15 protein-coding genes are annotated in these 16,186 nt (G+C 63.0%); 10 read left to right on the top strand and 5 right to left on the bottom strand.

Annotation, left to right across the window (positions count from 1 at the left end; translation table 11 throughout):
- Positions 1 to 55: 55 nt before the first annotated feature.
- A complete protein-coding gene (locus SM765_RS12160) occupies positions 56 to 541 on the bottom strand; it encodes a DUF3576 domain-containing protein (protein WP_274833094.1) in 486 nt (161 codons plus the stop codon).
- Positions 542 to 987: 446 nt separating this feature from the next.
- Between SM765_RS12160 and SM765_RS12155 the strand changes: the two genes are divergently transcribed.
- On the top strand, positions 988 to 1,971 hold the full coding sequence (locus tag SM765_RS12155) for a porin (RefSeq protein WP_065271865.1): 984 nt from the start codon (positions 988 to 990) through the stop codon (positions 1,969 to 1,971).
- A 139-nt stretch (positions 1,972 to 2,110) separates the two neighbouring features.
- A complete protein-coding gene (locus SM765_RS12150; protein WP_274838111.1) occupies positions 2,111 to 2,770 on the top strand; it encodes a YggS family pyridoxal phosphate-dependent enzyme in 660 nt (219 codons plus the stop codon).
- Here SM765_RS12150 and SM765_RS12145 read toward each other — a convergent pair.
- Together SM765_RS12145 and ribA are read right to left on the bottom strand one after the other, a co-directional pair.
- Positions 2,754 to 3,254 carry a L,D-transpeptidase family protein gene (locus SM765_RS12145; protein ID WP_274838164.1) on the bottom strand — a complete coding sequence of 167 codons (501 nt, stop codon included), beginning with the start codon at positions 3,252 to 3,254 and terminating at the stop codon, positions 2,754 to 2,756. The genes SM765_RS12150 and SM765_RS12145 overlap by 17 nt on opposite strands.
- A gap of 11 nt (positions 3,255 to 3,265) precedes the next feature.
- Entirely contained in the window at positions 3,266 to 4,354 is a 1,089-nt protein-coding gene (gene ribA / locus SM765_RS12140) for a GTP cyclohydrolase II (RefSeq protein WP_274838112.1), read from the bottom strand.
- 171 nt (positions 4,355 to 4,525) lie between these two features.
- Here ribA and SM765_RS12135 point away from each other — a divergent pair, with 171 nt between their 5' ends.
- Both SM765_RS12135 and SM765_RS12130 read left to right on the top strand, forming a co-directional pair.
- The gene (locus SM765_RS12135; protein ID WP_065271862.1) at positions 4,526 to 5,212 is read left to right on the top strand and encodes a response regulator transcription factor; all 687 of its coding nucleotides are present in this window, start codon (positions 4,526 to 4,528) and stop codon (positions 5,210 to 5,212) included.
- Between the two features lie 295 nt (positions 5,213 to 5,507).
- Positions 5,508 to 6,296, top strand: coding sequence for an exodeoxyribonuclease III (locus SM765_RS12130; protein ID WP_274838113.1), 789 nt, complete (start codon positions 5,508 to 5,510; stop codon positions 6,294 to 6,296).
- 205 nt (positions 6,297 to 6,501) lie between these two features.
- Here SM765_RS12130 and SM765_RS12125 read toward each other — a convergent pair whose 3' ends face one another.
- Complete coding sequence (locus SM765_RS12125) at positions 6,502 to 7,023, bottom strand: DUF6653 family protein (RefSeq protein ID WP_274838114.1); 522 nt, start codon at positions 7,021 to 7,023, stop codon at positions 6,502 to 6,504.
- A gap of 74 nt (positions 7,024 to 7,097) precedes the next feature.
- Here SM765_RS12125 and SM765_RS12120 point away from each other — a divergent pair, with 74 nt between their 5' ends.
- From SM765_RS12120 to SM765_RS12110, 3 genes are read left to right on the top strand one after another with little or no spacing between them, the layout of a single operon-like run.
- The gene (locus tag SM765_RS12120; protein ID WP_274838115.1) at positions 7,098 to 8,033 is read left to right on the top strand and encodes a tetratricopeptide repeat protein; all 936 of its coding nucleotides are present in this window, start codon (positions 7,098 to 7,100) and stop codon (positions 8,031 to 8,033) included.
- A 27-nt stretch (positions 8,034 to 8,060) separates the two neighbouring features.
- Entirely contained in the window at positions 8,061 to 8,705 is a 645-nt protein-coding gene (locus SM765_RS12115; protein ID WP_065271859.1) for an LON peptidase substrate-binding domain-containing protein, read from the top strand.
- Positions 8,702 to 8,896, top strand: a complete 195-nt coding sequence (locus SM765_RS12110) for a Trm112 family protein (protein ID WP_065271858.1) — start codon at positions 8,702 to 8,704, stop codon at positions 8,894 to 8,896. The genes SM765_RS12115 and SM765_RS12110 overlap by 4 nt, the downstream gene beginning before the upstream one ends.
- Before the next feature lie 109 nt (positions 8,897 to 9,005).
- Here the strand turns inward: SM765_RS12110 and SM765_RS12105 are convergent, their stop codons facing one another.
- Positions 9,006 to 10,232: a UbiH/UbiF/VisC/COQ6 family ubiquinone biosynthesis hydroxylase gene (locus tag SM765_RS12105; RefSeq protein ID WP_274838116.1), complete on the bottom strand. Its 1,227-nt coding sequence runs from the start codon at positions 10,230 to 10,232 to the stop codon at positions 9,006 to 9,008.
- A 137-nt stretch (positions 10,233 to 10,369) separates the two neighbouring features.
- Here SM765_RS12105 and SM765_RS12100 point away from each other — a divergent pair, with 137 nt between their 5' ends.
- The 3 genes from SM765_RS12100 (at position 10,370) to SM765_RS12090 (ending at position 16,147) form a co-directional block, all read left to right on the top strand.
- The gene (locus tag SM765_RS12100; RefSeq protein ID WP_274838117.1) at positions 10,370 to 11,701 is read left to right on the top strand and encodes an amidase; all 1,332 of its coding nucleotides are present in this window, start codon (positions 10,370 to 10,372) and stop codon (positions 11,699 to 11,701) included.
- A gap of 134 nt (positions 11,702 to 11,835) precedes the next feature.
- Positions 11,836 to 13,017, top strand: a complete 1,182-nt coding sequence (locus tag SM765_RS12095; protein ID WP_274838118.1) for an aminotransferase class I/II-fold pyridoxal phosphate-dependent enzyme — start codon at positions 11,836 to 11,838, stop codon at positions 13,015 to 13,017.
- 115 nt (positions 13,018 to 13,132) lie between these two features.
- On the top strand, positions 13,133 to 16,147 hold the full coding sequence (locus SM765_RS12090; protein WP_274838119.1) for a DNA translocase FtsK 4TM domain-containing protein: 3,015 nt from the start codon (positions 13,133 to 13,135) through the stop codon (positions 16,145 to 16,147).
- Positions 16,148 to 16,186 lie beyond the last annotated feature (39 nt).

Here is a 16,186-nt window from a genome sequence, read left to right as displayed (position 1 = left end):
GGGCCCGGCGCTGGTGATACTGATGTTTTCTGCGGCTTTCCAGAGGGCAGAGGGGTCAGAACTTTTTGTCTGCGATGCGCAGCTGGCGCGCACGGGACAGAATCGCATCTTCGACGGCGCGGGTGGTGGAGGCGCTGACTGGCCCGCCCTTGGAATGAAGCGAGACATTGAGCGAACGCGCGTCCAGCGCCGGGTCCTTGATGTGGACAGTGGCGCGATAGGAACGTCCGCCGCCGGGCGGGGTGCCGTAGCCGGTGATGATGACGCCGGTGAAGGGATCAACGCTTTGCACCGGCAGGAAGCTCAGCACATCAATGCTGGCGTTCCACAGGTAGCGGTTGACCTGAACCTTCTGGTCGGGCTTGCCGCCAAAGACATCCCAGATCGAGGATTTATCGCTCTTTGCGGCGTCTACGTCGTTGTTGAATTCCTGCGCAACGCTGGTGTTGGCCGGACGATCTTTGCCGCGCCCGCCGCAGGCGGCAACGCTCAGGCACAATGCGCCGATCAAGGTCGCCTGAAATATCTTATGCAGTTTCATAGCCGCTCCCGGAGCCTTTGACTTGAGGCAGTCCTATCGCATGGGCAGCAAGCTGAGCAAGGGCTTTAGCATTCGGGTGGGATGCATCGAATCGGATCCTGGGCACCCTGATGAGGTCCTTGCAGGAGATTATGCGGCGGCTGTGCTGGGCGGCAGAGGTTAAGGTATCAACGGAAGACAGAGAGATGGCGTTGCAGCGCTTGGTCACAGTCTCGCTGCGGTCTGCCGGTGATTAAAGTATATTGTCCCTATGGCTTAGCCACGCGGGAGCGGCGAAATCGGGGCGGCATTTACTACTGTGGCAAAGCTGCACCAGCACAGGCCACAATGATCGGCGGCCAATGGGCGGCTCTTGCCAAACCGGGGCCGAAAGAGCGAAACCCCTTGTCATACCCACGCCGGATTCCCCGGTTTGGGCATGTGAATTGAAAACCGAGGGAAAAACTATGAAAAAGGTTCTCTTCGCGACCACCGCGCTGATCGCAACCGCGGGCATGGCTGCTGCTGAAGTCAGCATGTCCGGTTACGGCCGTTTCGGTCTGGACTACAACTCCGCAAACGAGCGCGTTGTTGGCCGTTCCAAAACCAACATCACCAGCCGTCTGCGCCTGCAGTTCGACATGACCGCCGAAACCGACGCTGGCGTTGCATTCAACGCTCGCTACCGCGCACAGGCTGAAAGCCGTGACGGCGTTGCCGGCACCGGCGCATTCAACGGCGCACGTTTTGGCGTGTCGTACAACGGCGTGACCGTGAACGTTGGCAACATCATCGGCGCGGTTGAAAACGCACCCGGTCTGTACGCAACCGGCACCCGTTCGGCTGGTACCGGCATCGACGGCATGGGCTTCCACCAGATTGCCATCAAAACCAACGGCGGCACCGTGTTCAACTGGGACGCGTACTCCTCCGCTGGCGCTGGCTCCAACGGCATCGAAGTTCTGTACTCCGCAGGCGGCTTCACCGGTCACGTGTCCTACTCGCAGCGTAACGGCGGCACCGTTGCCGGTTCCGCAGGCGGCGAAGACCGCACCGGCGTGATGGCGACTTACTCCTTCGGCGACTACTATGTCACCGCAGCGATGCAGTCCTCCTCCGTTCCGCTGAACGACATCACCTTTGCTGCTGCTGGCGGTAACTTCGGTGCATTCGGCGCGAAACTGGCCTACGGTTCCACCGACCAGGTCGACAGCTTCACCCTGGAAGGCAACATGGACATCGGCGCAGCGTCGAACGTTCTGGTTTGGGTGAACTCCGCTGACGCACCGGGCTCCGTGTCCACCGTTAAAGGTGACGGCGGCGTTGACGGCACCTCCTTCGGCATCAACTACCAGTACGACCTGGGTGGCGGCGCCACCGTGGTTGCCGGTTACGTTGACGAAGCCGACGACGACAACCAGTTCCAAGCTGGTGTGTACTTCAGCTTCTAAGCTGAACCACGCTTAGCGTGAAATTGGGGGCGGGCCTGCTTGCAGGCTCGCCCTTTTCTTTTGCCTCTTAACATTTGTCGGCAAACAGTGTTTCTCTGCGCCGAGACCGAACCGCACTTTCATCGCTCGGAGGCCGACCATGTCCCTGGAAGAGATCAAGACACGCATCGCAAAGGCAGAAGAGGCCGCAGGCCGTGCGCCGGGCTCGGTTCATCTGATCGCGGTGTCCAAGGTGCAGCCGAACGAGCGGGTCGAAGCGGTGCTGGAAGAAGGTCACCGTTGTTTTGGCGAAAACCGCGTGCAGGAGGCAGCCGGGAAATGGCCCGATTTCGCCAAACAGTTCGACGGGATCGACCTGCATCTGATCGGCCCTTTGCAAAGCAACAAGGCCCGTCAGGCAATGGAACTTTTTGACAGCATCCATTCGGTGGATCGTCCCAAGCTGGCCAAGGCCATCGCCCGGCTGGCGCAGGAGCTGGGCCATTGCCCGGATCTGTTCATTCAGGTCAACACCGGCGAGGAAGAGCAGAAGGCCGGTATTCTTCCAGCCGATGCAGATGCCTTCATCTCCGAATGCCGGGCGCTGGATCTGCCCATCAAGGGGCTGATGTGCATTCCCCCGGTGGACGAGGAACCGGCGCTGCATTTTGCGCTACTGGCCAAGATCGCCGCGCGTAACGGGCTGGACGGCCTGTCGATGGGCATGAGCAGCGATTTCGAAACTGCCATCGCACTTGGCGCCACCCATGTGCGGGTCGGCTCGGCGATTTTTGGCGAGCGGGTCAAGCCGACGGAATAATTACCCGGCTGCCGGGACGGAGCCGCTGCGCGATCCAGCGAAGATCACTGCGGCTGAAGGCAAGACAACCTTCGGTCGGATATCCGGGCCTCCTCCACTGGTGGATAAAGATGGCCGATCCGCGCCCCTTGACCGCGTTGGGCCAGTTCCAGTCAGTGATCAGCACCAGATCATATAGGGGATCGGCGCGGCGCAGGCGCTCGTGGCTGAAACCGTGCGGCACGCGGACCATCAGGTTGTAATCGGGGTCCCTCACATCGTCCGACCACAGATCCCCCGGCCCGATAGGTACCGCCCAATCCGTGGGGGGCAGCATGCGGTCCGGACGGTAGAGCATCCCGGCGATGCGATGTACGCCCACGGGCGTGGCGCCGTCGCCTTCCCGCTTGCTCTGGGTGAGCCCGCCCTTGCCGATGGCACAGGGCAGGAGGCGCCCCATGAAGCGCAGACCGCGCGGGGTCAGAACCAGATCCCGGGGCGACAGCGCGGGGGGCATCACAAGAGATGCCCGGATTTCGCCGCCTTGGTCGCGAGATAACCCGCGTTATGGGCGTTTTCGCCGACCTTCAGCGGCACCCGTTCAGCCACCGCGATGCCGGTCTTTTCCATCATGGCAATCTTGTTGGGGTTGTTCGTCATCAGCCGGACGGAGCTGAATCCCATCTCTTTCAGAATCGCAGCGCCAAGGCGGAAATCGCGCTCGTCATCCTCGAACCCCAGCCGGTGGTTTGCCTCGACGGTGTCAAAGCCCTGGTCCTGCAGGCTGTAGGCGCGCATCTTGTTAGCCAGGCCAATGCCGCGGCCTTCCTGGTTGAGGTAGAGCAGCACGCCTGCGCCTTCTTCTCCCATCTGCGCCAGTGCCCCGCGCAGCTGCGGTCCGCAGTCGCATTTCAGCGAGCCCAGAACATCGCCTGTGAAACAGGCCGAATGCAGCCGCGCCAGCACGGGTTTACTGCGGTCGGGGCGGCCGATTTCGACCGCATAATGTTCCTCGGCGCCATCTTCGGGGCGGAAGATGTGTAACCGGCCCGCCTCGGCAGCGACCATCGGCAGGCGGGCGGCGGCCACCGGATGCAGGGGTGAGCTTTGGCTGAGCAGCGGTTCGGCAGCAGCCCGGGCGATTCGGGTCAACCCGTGCTCGGATGCGAATTGGGGGGCCGTGTTGACGGGCACCAGTAGCGCCGCGGGCAGCAGCCGCGCTGATTTCACCAGGGCAATCGCCAGACGGTGCAGATCGGCGGATCCGTCGCGCAGGCTGGTGAGCGGGCCTTTCATCGGCGTATTGAGATCATCGGCGGGATCGGCCAGCGCCTGTATCCACTGCAAGGAGGCCTGAGCGGGGACTTGGATGCGCGCGAGATCTTCATCATAGGCGCGCGCCTTCAGGGTTTCGGCGCGCCGGGCGGTCAGCGCCAGCGACACCGGGCCAAGGGCCAGAAGCTCCGTTAGCCGCTCGGGCGTCAGGCTTTCGACGGCAATCGCCAGCGCCGCGCTGTCGCCACCCTCCAGCACCACGGGCAGGCCCATGCGCAAATCGACCCGTGCGCGGGCCAGCAATTCAATCATGGTGGGCATCAGGCTCATGCGACCATCCGGAAGTTCGTGACATTATAACAGCCCTTACCTAGGCCCAAATGCAACGGAAGTGAAACAATTCCTGTCTGACGGACACGAGGGCGTGAAACTTCTGCAGCATACCTTGTCGTTGGGGGATGCTGACCGCATCTGTCTGCACACGAACTGGAGGACACCGCCATGGCGCAACTGAAGAAGATTTTGCTGGTAGACGATGACGACGATCTGCGCGAGGCGCTGAGCGAGCAGCTGATCATGACCGAGGACTTTGATGTCTTCGAAGCAGAGAATGGCCAGGCCGCCATGGAGCGGGCCAAGGAAGCGCTCTATGATCTGGTGATCCTCGACGTGGGGCTGCCCGATACAGATGGTCGCGAGCTGTGCCGCCTGCTGCGCAAACAAGGCGTCAAGGCACCGATCCTGATGCTCACCGGCCATGACAGCGACGCCGATACCATTCTCGGCCTTGACGCGGGCGCCAATGACTATGTGACCAAGCCGTTCAAATTCCCTGTGCTGCTGGCTCGGATCCGCGCCCAGCTGCGCACCCATGAACAGTCCGAAGACGCCGTCTTTGCGTTGGGTCCCTATACCTTCAAACCGGCGATGAAGCTGATGGAGACAGAGGACAACCGCAAGATTCGCCTGACCGAGAAGGAAACCAACATCCTGAAGTTCCTCTACCGGTCGAACGACGGTGTGGTGGCGCGCGATGTGCTGCTGCACGAGGTCTGGGGCTACAATGCCGGCGTGACCACCCATACGCTGGAAACCCATATCTATCGCCTGCGCCAGAAGATCGAACCTGATCCCTCCAATGCCCGTATTCTGGTAACGGAATCCGGTGGCTACCGCCTGTCGACCTGACCGGATTGTGACAGTTCGGGGCTTGAAACCTGCGGGGAAAAGCTGTTGACGCAGATCAAAGATCTGTCTGTCTGTCAGTCATCTTTACCCTGATCCTATCCCGCGCATATCCGGGTCATGATATGCACCTCCCTGTTGGACTGGGCCGGGCCTTGCGCCCGGCCTTTTTTTGTCTGCGGACTTCCGGGAGTGGTAGGGGGAAGCTAGGGAAATAGGCTCTGGTATCCGGTGGGCCGGGAGGGCAAGAATAGCGCCGAGCCGCTGCCATGACCCGCTGTTACGAAAGAGACGCGCAATGCCCTTTACCCTTGCCACCTGGAACATCAACTCTGTCCGCCTGCGCGAGCCGATCGTGCTGAAGCTGCTGCAGGAAGAGGCGCCCGATGTCCTGTGCCTGCAAGAGTGCAAGAGCCCGGTCGACAAGATCCCGATGGAGGGCTTTGCCGCGCTTGGCTATACCCACATGATCGCGCGAGGGCAGAAGGGGTACAACGGCGTCGCCATCCTGTCGCGGATGCCCATCACCGAGGTCGGTAGCATGGATTTTGCCGATTTGGGCCATGCCCGCCATATTGCAGGTCAGCTGGACAATGGCGTCACCATCCACAACTTTTACGTCCCGGCCGGCGGCGACAAACCCGACCGCGAGATCAACGAGAAATTCGGTCAGAAGCTCGACTACCTCACTGGCATGCGGGACTGGTTCCACGGCGAAAAGCCACAGAAATCGATTCTGGTCGGCGACCTCAACATCGCCCCGCGCGAAGACGATGTCTGGGACCACAAGAAACTGCTGAAGATCGTCAGCCACACCCCGGTCGAGGTCGAACACCTCGCGGAGACGCAGGATGCAGGCCACTGGGTCGATATCACCCGGCAGGACATCCCCGATGGGCGGCTCTATAGTTGGTGGTCCTACCGGGCAAAGGACTGGGATGCAGCGGATAAGGGGCGGCGTCTGGATCATGTCTGGGCGACGGGCGACATTTCCAGCGCAGGTCACTCTAGCCGCGTTCTGCGGGACGCCCGTGGTTGGGAAAAACCCAGCGATCACGCACCGGTCTTTGCCACCTTCGACCTCTAGGCAGAGGGTGGGGCGCTCCCGCCTGCCTTGGAGCAATCGTTGATTGCCCCGCCGCAGTTGGGCCGGGCGCCGTGCTGACGCACGGCGCGGTGCCGCGTTCAGACGTCACCGTCGTGGAGAAACAGCAGCGCGGTAACGCGCTGCCCGGCCCAAGGCCGCATGAAGGCGCCCCGTGGGGCGTCTGCGGGCGCGGGAGGGCGTGCCATCAGTGCAGCCATTTTGCATATTCCGGGCGTTGCGCTTGCATGTCCTGATATAGCCAGACCATCCTGTCAAAGAACCAGAGTTTTCCGCCGACCATCAGGCTGAGACCGAACAGTGTCAGACCTGGGTCCAGCTGCCACACCCCGTAAACCCACGGAACAACGCCCAGCCCGGAGATCAGGGTCAGGATCCTGGCCCAGTGCGCGTGATGCGGTGGGATCGGCACCTTGGCACGGTTCAGAAATACCCGTTCGCCGAAGGTGCCCCGCGCTGCCCAGCTGTCGGTTGTGGCTGGCGGGCCAAAGGCGCGCGGGTTCCACCATGTCCAGATCAGTACCAGAGCAACCGGCGCCAAAGCGCCCCACCCGAGCCAGAGATGAGACCAGATCGCGAGGGTCATAAGCGGGAGAATCGACACCCGGCTATAAACGCTCAGCGGGTTTGCGTGACGAGCCCAGGCCGCGTCGTCCATAGCCATCAGGCGCTCGGACAGGGCAAAGATGTCGATGCGCGGAACCGGCACGCGGCAACTCCTCTCTTGGTTTCTTGGCCTTGGGATTCCATATAGGGGGCAAGTTCCAAACGGAGAACAAGAGCATGATGGATATTCTCGGAGGCGCGGGCGCGCCCACGCCCGCAGGTGATCTGATCAAGGACGTCACAGAAGCGACCTTTATGCAGGACGTGGTCGAGGCCTCGATGCAGGCGCCGGTGATCGTCGATTTCTGGGCGCCCTGGTGTGGCCCTTGCAAGACATTGGGTCCGGCGCTGGAGGCGGCTGTCACGCGCGCCAATGGCGCGGTCACCATGGCCAAGATCGATGTGGACCAGAACCAGCGTCTGGCGCAGGCGCTGGCGCAGCAGGGGCTGCCGCTGCAATCGATCCCCACAGTGGTGGCCTTTGTGCAGGGCCGCCCGATCGACATGTTCCAGGGCGCGCTGCCGCCAAGCGAGATCGACGCCTTCCTGAAAAAGGTGATTGAGGCCGCAGGCGGGGAAGCAGGCGGTGGCCTTGGTGAGGCGCTGGAGGCGGCTGAGGAAATGCTCGCCGAAGGCGCGGCGGCCGATGCGGCGCAGACCTTTGCCGCGGTTCTGGGCGAGGATGACAAGAACGCCGCCGCTTATGGTGGTCTGGCGCGGGCGCATATCGCGATGGAAGATCTGGATCAGGCCGAGGCAATTCTGAACGGCGCGCCTGCCGAGATTTCCGACGCGCTCGAGATCGAAGCGGCTCGGGCCCAGATCGAGCTGGCCCGTCAGGCGCAGAATGCCGGTCCGGTAGCCGATCTGCGCGCCAAGGTCGAAGCGGACCCGGCCGACCATGCAGCGCGTTTCGATCTGGCGCAGGCTCTGCATGCGGCTGGTGATGCCGAGGCGGCGGTGACCGAACTTCTGGAGTTGTTCCGCCGTGATCGCGAATGGAACGACGGGGCGGCCAAGGCGCAGCTCTTCACCATCTTCGAGGCGTTGCCTGCCAACGATCCGGTTGTTCTGAACGGGCGCCGCAAGCTGAGCTCGATGATATTTGCCTAAAGGCACCTGCGCGCTAAACTGAAGGCTATGTTTAAGCCTGCAGATCTGCCTGACACGATTCCCGTGTTTCCCTTGCCCGGGGCGCTATTGCTGCCCCGGTCAAAGCTGCCCCTTCATATCTTCGAACCGCGTTATCTTCAGATGCTGGAAGACACGCTGAAGACGCGCACGCGGCTGATCGGCATGGTACAGCCCTGTCCGCTGCGCAGCGGTGATGCCGAGGGGCTGCATGCCATCGGCTGTGCCGGGCGCATATCGCAATTTTCCGAAACCGATGACGGGCGCTATCTGATCACCCTCTCCGGGATATCTCGGTTCCGGGTGGTGCAAGAATGCGATGGCTTCACGCCCTACCGCCGCTGCGAGGTGAACTGGAGCGGCTTTGAGGGTGATCTGGGCCGGAGCGAACCGGATTGCGGGTTCGAACGGGGGGACCTGCTGGAGCTGTTGGAACGCTTTTTCGCGGCACGCGGCCTGTCGACGGATTGGGAATCGTTGCAGGAGGCCGATGACGAGCTGTTGATCAATTCCCTGTCGATGCTGCTGGATTTCGACCCCGAGGACAAACAGGCCTTGCTAGAGGCGCCCTGCCTTGCCACAAGGCGCGAAACCCTTGTCACCCTGATCGAATTCGCTTTGCGAAGCGGATCAAGTGAGGACCCGCTGCAATGAGCGAAGAACACACCGCCGCGCCCGCCTTTGACCGCCGCATGCTGGAGGCGCTGGTCTGCCCGGTTACCAATGCAGTTCTGGAATACGACGCCGCAGCGCAGGAGCTGATTTCCAAACCTGCCAATCTGGCCTTCCCGATCCGCAATGGGATCCCGGTGATGCTGGTGGACGAGGCCCGCCCACTGGAGTGAGGCGAAGCCGGGATACTCCCGCGTCCGGCCTGTCCTTTGGCTGCGCCCAAGCAAGAGGGTGGGACTTGGGCCCGGCGCCGCACTGTCGCGCGGCGCGGTTGCGTCCTGATCAGATGGGTTTGCCCTGCAACAGTCGCGGCAGTTCGCCGGTCAGCCCGGCGGCTTCGCGCATGAAGCCGCGGCGCAGGCCCGGGACGGCGCCCGCCAGACCCATGCCGATATCGCGACCAAGCCGCAGCAGCGGATTGTCGTTGGAAAAGAGCTTGTTGAAGGTATCCGTCGCCAGCGCCAGCGTTGCGGTGTCAAAGCGGCGCCACTGCTGATAGCGGTCCAGCACCAGCGATGATCCGATATCCTCGCCACGCCGGGTGGCCTCGGTCAGCACCTCGGCGAGGGCGCCAACATCGCGCAGCCCGGCGTTGAGACCCTGGCCAGCAATTGGATGCATGCCGTGGGCCGCATCGCCGATCAGCGCCATACGGTCCCCGATAAAACTGTTGGCGAGCGTCAGGTTCAGCGGATAGGTAAAGCGCTTGCCCGCAAGAGAAATCTCACCCAGGAAATCGCCAAACCGGGGTCTCAGTGCGGCGATGTAATCGGCGTCGCTCAGGCCCTGAATAGCCTCCGCAGTCTCAGTCTTTTCACTCCAGACGATGGAGGAGCGGTTGCCGGGCAGGGGCAGGATGGCCAGCGGCCCCGCTGGCATGAAGAACTGATGCGCGATGCCGTGGTGGGGTTTTTCATGGTCGATGGCGCAGACCAGCGCGGTCTGACCGTAGTCCCAGCCGGTGCGTTTGATCCCGGCGCGGGCGGCGGTGCCGCTTTTGCGTCCGTCCGAGCCGACCAGCATGCGACCGCGCAGCTCGGCGCCATCATCCAGCGTCAGGGTGACGCCGCTCTGATCCGGTGCCTGCGCCACCACGCGGCGGCCATTCAGCGTGGTGATCCGGGGCGCGTCCTCCATCGCCTGCTGAAAGGCGCGGCGCAGAAAGCGATCCTCGACCATATAGCCCATCGGCCCGTCTTCGATCTCGGTATGGTCGAAATGGATGAAGAACGGCGCGGGCCCCTCTCCGGCGTGTCCGTCGGAGGCCTTGATCTCCAGCATCGGCTGCGCATTGTCCGCGACGTGTTGCCAAACGCCGATCCGGTCGAGCAGACGTTTGGAGGCCAGCGCCAGCGCATAGCCGCGCCCGTCGAAGCCTTCGTCCTTCAGGGCGACCTTGGGCAGCGCATCGATGACGGTGACGCTGTGGCCGGTCTGGGCCAGCGCCAGGGCCAGGGCAGGGCCGTTCAGCCCGCCGCCGACAATCAGGATATCGGAGCTGTTCTTCATGCCCTGCAATATGCGCCTTGCATTCGGAATGTCCATCGCATTGTCCGGTCTTGCGAGTGCGCGGGATTGTCCCTCAGCGCTGCTGCCGTTACCGTCCCCGGCAAAACATATGGAACACGCGACGGGAGACTTTGCGGATGCAGGACTGGCTGAAGATGACGGCTGCGGATCTGGGGCGCGGCATTGGGGCAGGGGAGATCGATCCTGTTGCGCTGACCAAATGCTACCTGGAGGCCATTGACGCGCATCCGCTGCGCGACCGGATCTATACCGAGGTCACGCATGAGCGCGCCCTGGCCGAAGCGGAAGCCGCGGCCGAGCGGGCGCGGATGGATTTGCGGCGCTCGCCGCTGGATGGGGTGCCGATCAGCTGGAAAGACCTGTTCGACAGTGCCGGAACCGGTACCGAGGCGGGATCGGACCTGCTCAAAGGCCGGGTGCCGGATCAGGACGCACGGGTTCTGGCCAATGCCACCGCCATGGGCACCGTCTGCCTGGGCAAAACTCACATGAGCGAGCTGGCCTTCTCCGGGCTGGGACTGAACCCGGTTAAGGAAACCCCGCCCTGCGTCAATGATGAGGGCGCGGCGCCGGGGGGATCGTCCTCTGGCGCGGCGGCTTCGGTGGCCTTTGGGCTGGCGGCCTGCGGTATTGGCTCGGACACCGGCGGTTCGGTGCGCATCCCTTCGGCCTGGAACAACCTTGTGGGGCTTAAGACCACGGCAGGTCGGATCAGCCTAGAGGGCGTGGTGCCTCTGTGCCTGAAGTTCGACACTGTCGGTCCGCTGGCGCGCTCGGTCGAAGATGCGGGCCTGATGCTGGGGCTGCTGGAGGGCACCAAGGGGCCGGACCTGCGTAACCCAGCGTCGCTGCAGGGGCGCCGCTTTGCCGATCTGCGCACCGTGGCGCGCGATGATCTGGAGCCTGAGGTTGCCGCTGCCCATGTGGAGTGTCTGGGCAAGCTGAAGGCGGCCGGCGCTGAGATCGTACCGCTGGAGGTGCCGGAGCTGCAGGACGCCATGGATCTGAGCGGAATTCTGTATACGACAGAGGCTTATGGTCTGTGGAAGGATGTGATCGAGGCGAGCCCGGATCTGATGTTTGCCGAAATCCTGGAGCGGTTCCGTGCTGGCGGTCAGCACAGTGGTCCCGATTATGTGGCGGCCTGGGCCAAGCTGGAACAATGCCGGATGGTCTGGGATCAGGCGGTGGCGGGCTTTGACGCGGTTCTGACGCCCTCCTGCCCGATTCTGCCGCCGAACATGGCACAACTGCAAAGCGATCATGACTATTACGTCCGGGCCAATCTTCTGACCCTGCGCAATACCCGGATCGGCAACCTGATGGGGCTTTGCGCGCTGTCCTTGCCCACGAGTAAACCCAGCTGCGGCTTGCAGCTATTGGGGCAACCGGATTGCGAAGAGGCACTGTTGCGGATCGGGGCCAGCGTCGAGGCGGCGCTGTGTTGATCTGACGGCTATCGCACGTTGTTGCAAAAGCACAACTGGACCGTGGGTGCCCTATGCGGCTGGACGCAGGCGCCCACGCTCTGTACCTTATCTGCAAACGGGGCACGAATGATCCCGAAACTGAGGCAATTGTGATGAATTTCCCAGAGCGGTTTTCGAACCTGCCGCCCTATGCGTTTCCGCGTCTGCGGGCGCTGCTAGACCACCATACGCCCGGCGGGGATGTGGTGCATATGACCATTGGTGAGCCGAAACACACCTTTCCCGCCTGGGTCACGGATGTGATTGCGGAGAACGCGGCCGGGTTTAACAACTACCCGCCAAACGAAGGCTCCGAGGAACTGCGCGGCGCAATGTCCGACTGGATCGCGCGTCGCTATGGCGTGAAGATGGATGCAGACCGGCAGGTGATGGCGCTGAACGGCACCCGCGAAGGGCTCTACAATGCGGCGATGGCCCTGTGTCCGGAAACCAAGAACGGCGCCCGTCCAGCGGTGCTGATCCCGAATCCGTTTTATCAGGTCTACATGGTGGCGACGATTTCTGTCGGCGCCGAGCCGGTGTTTGTGCCAGCCACGGCCGAAACCGGTCATCTGCCCGATTACGCCAGCCTGCCGACCGAGGTGCTGGATCGCACAGCGGTGGCCTATATCTGCTCGCCTGCCAACCCGCAGGGCGCAGTGGCCACGCGCGAATACTGGGCCGATCTGATCCGGCTGGCGGAAAAGCATGACTTCCGCATTTTCGCCGACGAATGCTACTCCGAAATCTACCGCGACAGCCCGCCCGTAGGCGCGCTGACCGTGGCGCAGGAACTGGGCGCGGATCCTGAACGGGTGGTGCTGTTCAATTCCCTGTCGAAACGTTCGAACCTGCCCGGGCTGCGTGCTGGTCTGATCGCGGGCGGCCCTGAATGCATTGCGCGCCTCAAACAGCTGCGCGCCTATAGCGGCGCACCGATGCCCGGCCCGCTGCAGGCTGCGGCGGCGCGTGTCTGGGCCGATGAGGCGCACGTAGAGGAAAACCGCGCGCTTTATCAGGAGAAATACCAGATCGCCGATCAGGTGTTTGACGGTCTGGATGGCTACATGTCCCCCGAAGCAGGGTTCTTTCTGTGGCTACCGGTCAAGGACGGCGGCGAGGCGGCAGCGCTGAAGCTGTGGCAGGAAACCGGCGTGCGGGTGCTGCCAGGCGCCTATCTGGCGCAAGGCGCGCTGGGGCAGAACCCGGGCGAAAGATATATCCGCGTGGCGCTGGTCGCCCCGGCAGAGGCAACACAGACGGCGCTGAGCACCCTGCGCAGTTGTCTGTACTGATACGACTGCCACGCGGCCCCGGCTGGGGGCGCGCGGCCAAAATCAATAGACCACCGGATGCCAGGATCCCGCGGCACAAGCGGGGCAGGCGCCGAAAAATGGAACCGAGGTAGGCATGGCATTTCAAACCCGCAGCCGCGATCCGTTGCTTGACAGCAACATGCAGGCAGCCATTGAAAAGCGCGGTAAGGAACTGATCGGGATCGCCCTTCTGGGGCTGGGCCTGATGGCCGCCGCGATGATCGGCTCTTATACGCCGGATGATCCCAACTGGATGGTCTCCACCGATGCGCCGGTTCAGAACTGGATGGGCCGGATGGGGGCTTCTGTGGCGGCGCCGCTGTTCATGGTTGTCGGTTGGGGCGGCGTGGCCCTCGCGGTGACGCTGCTGGCTTGGGGTGTTCGCTTCCTGCTGCATCAGGGCGCCGAGCGGGTCATCGGGCGGATCGTCTTTGCACCGGTTCTGATCGCCGTGGGCTCGGTCTATGCAGCGACGTTGGTGCCGGGCGAGGAATGGCGCGCCACTCATAGTTTCGGCCTTGGGGGTCTGTTCGGCGATACCGTGATGGGAGCGCTGCTGACGCTGGTGCCGATCAGTTCGCATTTCGCGGTCAAGCTGATGTCGCTGCTGATGGCCATTGGCATGCTGGCGCTTGGCACGTTTGTCTGCGGCTTTTCGCGTGCGGAACTGCAGCGGGCCGGACGGTTCCTGCTGGTCGGTCTAATCCTGGCCTATGGCACGCTCGCCAGCCTTCTGGGTCGTGGCGCCTCCAGCGGTGTCCAGGCGGCGCTGTCCTATCGTGAAAAACGCGCTGCCGCCGCAGAACAGGCAATGGCCGCCGAGGATGATACGGCCTGGTTCGGACAGGAGGAGGAAGAGCCTCAGATGTTCGAAACCGATGTGACTGCGCCTCCGCCGATCGAGGTCGCAGCGCCTGCCGCACCGACAAAAACCGGATTGTTCTCTCGGGTGCCCAATCTGATCCGCCGCGCTGATCCCGATTTGGCTAATGCGCCGATGCCGCAGCCCGAGTTGGTCGAGAGCGCACCGCAGATCAGTGATGAGGATCTGCCGGGTGATGACCGGATTTCGCAGAAGATCGCAAATGCCGTGCGTGTGCGTCGCGCTGCTGGGCAGCCGCCGGAACCCGATCCGAACCTGCCCCTGACCAAGGGCCGGGGTCGCCGCCCTGAGCCGCTGGTCTTCAATCCCGATCCCGCGCCCCATGCGGGGCTGCCGCCTGAACCACCACTGACCGCAGCGCATGCCCCTGCTGCTCCGGCAGAATTCAGTGCCGAGGCGCCTGCCGCCCCCGGGCTGTCGCAGGTTCCGCCCGCGCCGACCGTTGGGGCGCCTGCTGCAGAAACCGGATATGGCGCCGATCTGGAGCCCGACCGGGTCCCAGCCGAGGAGTTGCCGACCCACGCGCCTGCTGAAACCGCTGAGCCCGCGATCACGGCTCGCGCAGAGCAACCCGCCGAGGGCCTGACCATCCCGGTGGCAGAGCCGCGCAAGGTGGTTGTTGAGCAGCCCCAGCGCCGCGCGCCGGAGCCATCGACCCGCGCCAAGGCGGAAGCCCAGCCGCGGCTGGCCTTTGAAGAAAACGATTCTAGTGATTTCGACCTGCCGCCGCTGTCGCTGTTGGCCAATCCTGCCGCGGTCGAGCGTCATCATCTGAGCGATGAGGCGCTGGAAGAGAACGCGCGGATGCTGGAATCGGTGCTCGATGACTATGGCGTCAAAGGCGAGATCGTCTCGGTCCGTCCCGGCCCCGTCGTCACCATGTACGAACTGGAACCAGCGCCGGGCCTGAAGGCCAGCCGGGTGATCGGTCTGGCGGATGATATCGCCCGCTCCATGTCGGCCCTGTCGGCGCGTGTTTCGACCGTGCCGGGCCGCTCGGTGATCGGCATCGAACTGCCCAATGAAAAACGGGAAATGGTCAGCTTCCGCGAAATCCTGTCGAGCCGCGATTATGGCGATGGCACCCAGAACCTGCCGCTGGCGCTGGGCAAGGATATCGGTGGCGACGCCATGGTGGCGGACCTTTCGAAGATGCCGCACCTATTGATCGCGGGTACCACCGGATCCGGTAAATCGGTGGCGATCAACACCATGATCCTGTCACTGCTGTACAAGCTGACACCGGATGAATGCCGCCTGATCATGATCGACCCCAAGATGTTGGAACTCTCTGTCTATGATGGCATCCCGCATCTTCTGTCGCCTGTTGTGACCGATCCGAAAAAGGCGGTCGTCGCCCTGAAATGGGTCGTGGGCGAGATGGAAGACCGCTATCGCAAGATGTCCAAGATGGGCGTGCGCAATATCGCAGGCTACAATGGTCGCGTGAAAGAGGCGCTTGCCAAGGGTGAGATGTTCTCCCGCACAGTGCAGACCGGGTTTGACGATGACACCGGCGAGCCAGTGTTCGAGACCGAAGAGTTCGCACCCGAGGCACTGCCCTATATCGTTGTGATCGTCGACGAGATGGCCGACCTGATGATGGTGGCTGGCAAGGAAATCGAAGCCTGCATTCAGCGTCTGGCGCAGATGGCGAGGGCTTCGGGCATTCACCTGATCATGGCCACTCAGCGTCCCTCGGTCGATGTGATCACCGGTACCATCAAGGCGAACTTCCCCACCCGGATTTCCTTCCAGGTGACCGGCAAGATCGATAGCCGCACCATCCTTGGCGAAATGGGCGCCGAGCAGCTGCTGGGGATGGGTGATATGCTCTATATGGCGGGCGGCGCCAAGATCACCCGCTGCCACGGTCCCTTCGTGTCGGATGAAGAGGTCGAGGAAGTCGTCACCCATCTGAAGCAATTCGGCCCGCCTGCCTATGTGGGCACGGTTCTGGATGGCCCGGATGACGAGAAGGCCGACGACATCGACGCGGTTCTGGGGCTGTCCACCGGCGGCAATACCACGGGCGAGGATGCGCTGTATGACTCCGCCGTGCAGATCGTGATCAAGGACCGCAAGTGCTCTACCTCTTACATCCAGCGCAAACTGGCGATTGGCTATAACAAGGCCGCGCGTCTGGTTGAGCAGATGGAGGACGAAGGGCTGGTGTCTCCGGCGAACCATGTCGGCAAACGGGAAATCCTAGTCCCCGAACAGTAGATCGGCGGATGGGTGCGCAGGGTCTCCCGCAGCGGCGGG

The organism is Pseudophaeobacter sp. 1A09344 (assembly GCF_041008745.1).
GTDB lineage: Bacteria > Pseudomonadota > Alphaproteobacteria > Rhodobacterales > Rhodobacteraceae > Phycobacter > Phycobacter gallaeciensis_A.
This window is presented reverse-complemented; position numbering and strand designations above follow the sequence as displayed.